The sequence below is a fragment of the Mycobacterium sp. GA-1841 genome (assembly GCF_001954135.1).
Taxonomy (GTDB): domain Bacteria; phylum Actinomycetota; class Actinomycetes; order Mycobacteriales; family Mycobacteriaceae; genus Mycobacterium.
Genome location: NZ_MBEQ01000052.1, coordinates 1 through 4,543 on the forward strand (window position 1 = coordinate 1; position 4,543 = coordinate 4,543).

Genomic DNA, 4,543 nt, shown 5'->3' on the forward strand with positions numbered 1-4,543 from the left:
GTGGTGTGACGAGATACTTCTCCCCCGTCGCCTTCTGCAGGTAGCTGTGGAAGGCCTCCGGCTGGAGCATGCCGGCCAGGGAGACCTCTTGGGTGTAGGTGCTCGCGAACGTCGTGGTGAGTTCCGCGGCGACGCGGGCCCGCAGCCGGGCGATGGTCTCCGGGCCGGCACTGGCCAGAAACGGTGTCAGCAGCCAACCGCCCACGCCCCAGGCCATCCCGAAGTTTCTGGTCAGGACAGTGGGGCCCGTGTCGAGGCTGCCGTAGATGTACACCTGTTTGTGGACGCTCGACCCGTAGCGGGAGTATTGCGCGGCAGTGGCGTTGGCGGCCCGCTCCATGCCGTTGAGGATCTGGCCGGCCAACGTGCCGCCGCCGGTGGCGTCGAACGCCAGCGTCGCCGACGTCGTCTTCAGGGCCTCGACGAGATCCTTCTCGAACGACGGTGACGACGAGTTGCAGACATGTGTGGCGCCGAGGCCCCGCAGGATCTCCTCCTGCTCCGGCTTGCGAACGATGTTGACCAACGGCACGCCGTCGGCCAGGCAGGCTTTGACGAGCATCTGACCGAGGTTCGACGCCGCGGCGGTGTGCACCAGAGCTGAATGTCCTTCGCGGCGCATCGTTTCCAGCATGCCGAGCGCGGTGAGCGGGTTGACGAAAGAGGACGCGCCGTCTTTGGCCGTAGCGCCCTCGGGCAGCACCAAACACGCCTCGGCCTTGACCACCCGGTATTGCGCGTACATCGCGCCGCCGGCGATTCCCACTGTGTTGCCGACGAGCGCCTGCGCCTGCGCCGACTCCCCCGCCGCCACCACCGTGCCCGCGCCCTCGTTGCCCACCGGAAGTGAGATGCCGACGCGGGCCGCCAGCCCGGCCAACGCCCCGTCGCGCAGCGGTGCGGTGACGACGGGCCGATCCGGTGTGCCCGTCACCGTGGCCGCCGACATGTCGGCGGAGCTGGGAATCAGCAGACCGAGATCCGACGGGTTGATCGGTGCGGCTTCGACCCGAACCACGACTTCATCGTGCGCCGGATTGGGCACCGCCACCTCGTGCAGTGACAGCTCCAGCGTGCCGTCCTCGGTCACCAACGACCGCAGTTCCAGAGCCGTCTTGGGCAGTGCCTCAGTCATGTCTGAACATTACGTCGCTACACCGAGCTTTTGTGCAGCGTGAATAGACTAAACCTTGCCGGCCACGAAATCGGCTGCCTGCGCGACCTTTCCGGACTGCACGTAGGACACGTGGGCACCCATGTCCCAGCCGCCTTCCCAGCAGATCGGGTCGCCCTCGTTGCACTGGGCGATGGAGTTGGCCGTGTACTGCGGTGCCAGCACAGGCAGCGTCTGCCCGGCGGCCAGAAGACCCGAGAAGCTGGTGAGCGGTGTACCGAACAGTGCGGTGGCCGCCACATGGTCAGCGACCTGAGGAGACGCCTCGTTGGTGGCCTTTTCGATGACCGCCGCGCCCTGTGAGTAGCCGCCGAGCACCATCTTCGTGTTCGGACAGCTGGCCGCGACGGACTCGATGAGGGACCGTGCGGCGTCAGTGCCGGCCGGAGTGCTGACGTTGAAGTCATTGGTGGCCGGGTAATCGACCGCCGCGGCGTCGACCGTGCGCGGCGCCACCCGGGCCCGCAGATCGTCGACGAACGGACCGCCGACGCTGCCCAAACCGGGCGGCTCATTGGTACCGCGGGCGAACACCACCTCGATATCAGGACAGGGTGCGGCGGTGGCGGGAGCGGAGGTGACCATCGGAGCGGCAACGGCCAATGCCGCGAACGTCAAGATCAAAGCAAGCTTGCTCGTCATACCGATCGATCGTAGGACCGCGCGGGTCCTTCCCCCGATAGGTGCGACTCCTTCGTCACCGCTTACCGCACCGTCGAGCCCACATTCGTCAGCAACACGGCTGCCTCGTTGTAAGGAAACGCCCGGTAGAGCAGGCGAGAACGCGGTATGACGAGGGTCGCGGCCTCGGCCTTGCTCACCACCCGTGGGTTGCCGAGCGCGACAGTCCGTCCACGCTTGCGTAGCACCGTCGGTCCGCCGGCCAGCACGTTCTTCAACCAGTCGGTCTGTAGGCCGTAGCCGATAAGGACGGCGTAACCATCATGGGTCTTGAATACCAGGAGGGGCGTTCGATATCGCTTACCCGACTTCCGCCCGACGTGCTCGAGCGTCCCGAGGTTCGGAAGCCACGGCGTGAGCGCACGAGCCGCCGGATTGGTGACTCGCTTGTTGAACTCTGCGATTCGGCGAGGCACGCGCATTCTGGGAGTCTAGGTATTGGTCGAGACCTTTCAAGGCCCAACAACCGATCGCGTGTTCGGTGTGAATACGTCGTCTAACTGCAAGAACATCGGTGCCCCCAGTCGGACTCGAACCGACACTTGGCGGATTTTAAGTCTGTCCGTCTTGACCCTCAGCAACCTATCCGTTGGCCAAAATTGAATCAGTGCAGGCATTCAAATGACCCTCTAGATAGCCTGCGTTTCAACAGGTTTCATTGACTCAGCAAAGCGCAATCACCTACGCAGACGGCAAATCCGCAGGTCAGCGTGTGACCTCGGCAAACGCACTGGCCGTGCTGCTCGGTGCTGTTGGCCCGCTGTTGGGGCCGGTTTGCTGGGCACGCGCACAGATTGAATCGGCGCGCCATCAACTACCACGATTGATCGCCCGCTACCTTGACGCTCATGACGTCTGATCGTGCCGTTCTACCCGGCCCAACGGACTTTATCCGTCAACATTACTTGTGGTTACTGTCTCTGCTTCCGTTTGCAATCATCGGAATCAAGTTCGTAATAATCTCTGGCGGAAACACCGAAGTCTTTCGGTATCTAGTCCAGAACCTCAATCTGACAGTTCTACTCATGTCAACAATCGTTCCGTTAATTCCAACAGCCGTGTTTTGGTTCTATGTCATTGGCGCTGAGTGGTTCTTTTCCGTCCCACGTGATCAACGAACATTTGGAGTGGCGGATTGGATCGCTATTCCGCTCATCGGTTTTCCACTGTGGATACCGCTTCTAATGCCCGCAGCGCAATTTGTCGCGAACGTCGGTCTCGTGGCGCTTATGCTGGTTCTACGTGGCGGATTCCGGATGTTTGCGCGTTGGCTAATCAAGCGAGGACATGACGTCAACCCCGACAATCCTGATCCAATACGAAACGATTTCCTACAAACGTTCATGATGGGGATTGTCGCTGCAATCGTTACGGTGCCAGCCATTTGGCTGCCAACGGAGATAATAAACGTACGCGGTTCAGAACCGAAAGTCGGCTACGTGCTATCAATGCAAGACCAATGGACAACAATTCTGGATCGCGACAAGAAAATCCACATTGTGAAAAGTTCTACAGTCGAATCGCGGTCAGCTTGCGCGTCTGCGAGCTGGGCCGTCAGACCCACTATTGAAGCATTCTCAACAAAGATGCCAAATGCAGCCTGCCCGCCTGAGTGATCATTCGGCCTTGCGCTGCAATGGCACAACGTTGTTCGTTTGTGCCGTAACAGCCACCGGACGCGCCAACGGTGCAGCCTTGCCACCTTCAACCGAGCTGATGTAATCGCCGTACGTGTCCAAAGTCAGCGTGAACGTTGCGTGACCCAACCATTTGGACACCTGCATGTAGTGCTCACCACCGGACAAAGACATGACAGCGAATGAATGCCGCAGATCGTGCCAACCCGCGCGGGTTAAATCGGCTGGGATGGTGTGGGATTCAGCCAACTTTTGCAAAGCGCGCTTGAAGTTCGTTTCATAGGCGAAATCGCAGACAATCGGGTTATCCCAATCCAGCATGTCCAACGGGTCAGAGAACTTGCGCTTGAGCTGGCTAGCCCGGTGACGGTTCAGACGGCCCGGAAACAGCACCGCTGTTGGATCGCCGGCTTTCGGGTGCGTGTTGGTTAGGTACGTCTTCAGATCAGCGGCCAGCCATTGATCAAGCGGAACACTTCGTATTCCTTTGGCAGACTTTGGCGTTGACGTGATCCACTCGCAATCCTTGGTTTTGCGCCGTGTTTTGGTGCGCGTGACCGATACAGACGGATTGAGCGGGTTCAGGTCTAAATCGCCCACCGTGAGCCCCTGCAGCTCGGCAGCACGTAGGCCGGTAAAACCTGCGAACGTCACGGCCAGCCCGAAAACCGGGTTGCGTTGCTCGGTGCTGATGTAGTCGGCAACAGCGGCGATCTGACCGGCATTCAGGGGGCAATGTTTGAAGGGTTGCCGATCAGCGCGTTGCTTGGAGGACGTGCTGATTTTGACCTCTGCAGTCGGGTTGGCGTCAATCGCCTTATCCAACACAGCTTTACGCATGATTCGGCGCAACACACCTAGAGCTTGCTTGACGGTCGAATCAGAACGGCCCGCCATCAATCCGCTAGTCCAGGTGTCCACGTCACTGGGCAGGATCGAACACACCGGACGATTGCCGAACGTCGGCTTGATGTGTGGGGTTCCCCAGAAGTAGTGGACATCTGAGATAGCGGGACGTGGTCCCCTGGAAGGATGTTCGTATGTCTGCTCG

At 60.4% G+C, this 4,543-nt stretch carries 5 protein-coding genes; 1 reads left to right on the forward strand and 4 read right to left on the reverse strand.

The genetic code is table 11. The features are described from left to right. The 3 genes from A5740_RS12035 to A5740_RS12045 all read right to left on the reverse strand — a co-directional run. The coding region (locus A5740_RS12035) for a zinc-binding dehydrogenase (RefSeq protein WP_076194325.1) at positions 1 to 1,135 on the reverse strand (1,135 nt) is incomplete at its 3' end. 48 nt (positions 1,136 to 1,183) lie between these two features. Next, positions 1,184 to 1,816: a cutinase family protein gene (locus A5740_RS12040; protein WP_076194327.1), complete on the reverse strand. Its 633-nt coding sequence runs from the start codon at positions 1,814 to 1,816 to the stop codon at positions 1,184 to 1,186. A gap of 62 nt (positions 1,817 to 1,878) precedes the next feature. Continuing rightward, entirely contained in the window at positions 1,879 to 2,277 is a 399-nt protein-coding gene (locus A5740_RS12045) for a nitroreductase family deazaflavin-dependent oxidoreductase (RefSeq protein ID WP_076194329.1), read from the reverse strand. Positions 2,278 to 2,880: 603 nt separating this feature from the next. On the opposite strand from A5740_RS12045, the gene A5740_RS28315 reads away from it, so the two are divergent. After that, the gene (locus tag A5740_RS28315) at positions 2,881 to 3,471 is read left to right on the forward strand and encodes a hypothetical protein (protein WP_139335087.1); all 591 of its coding nucleotides are present in this window, start codon (positions 2,881 to 2,883) and stop codon (positions 3,469 to 3,471) included. Here A5740_RS28315 and A5740_RS12050 read toward each other — a convergent pair. Then, positions 3,472 to 4,543: tyrosine-type recombinase/integrase (locus A5740_RS12050; protein WP_217696694.1), on the reverse strand; the 1,072-nt coding region annotated here is incomplete at its 5' end.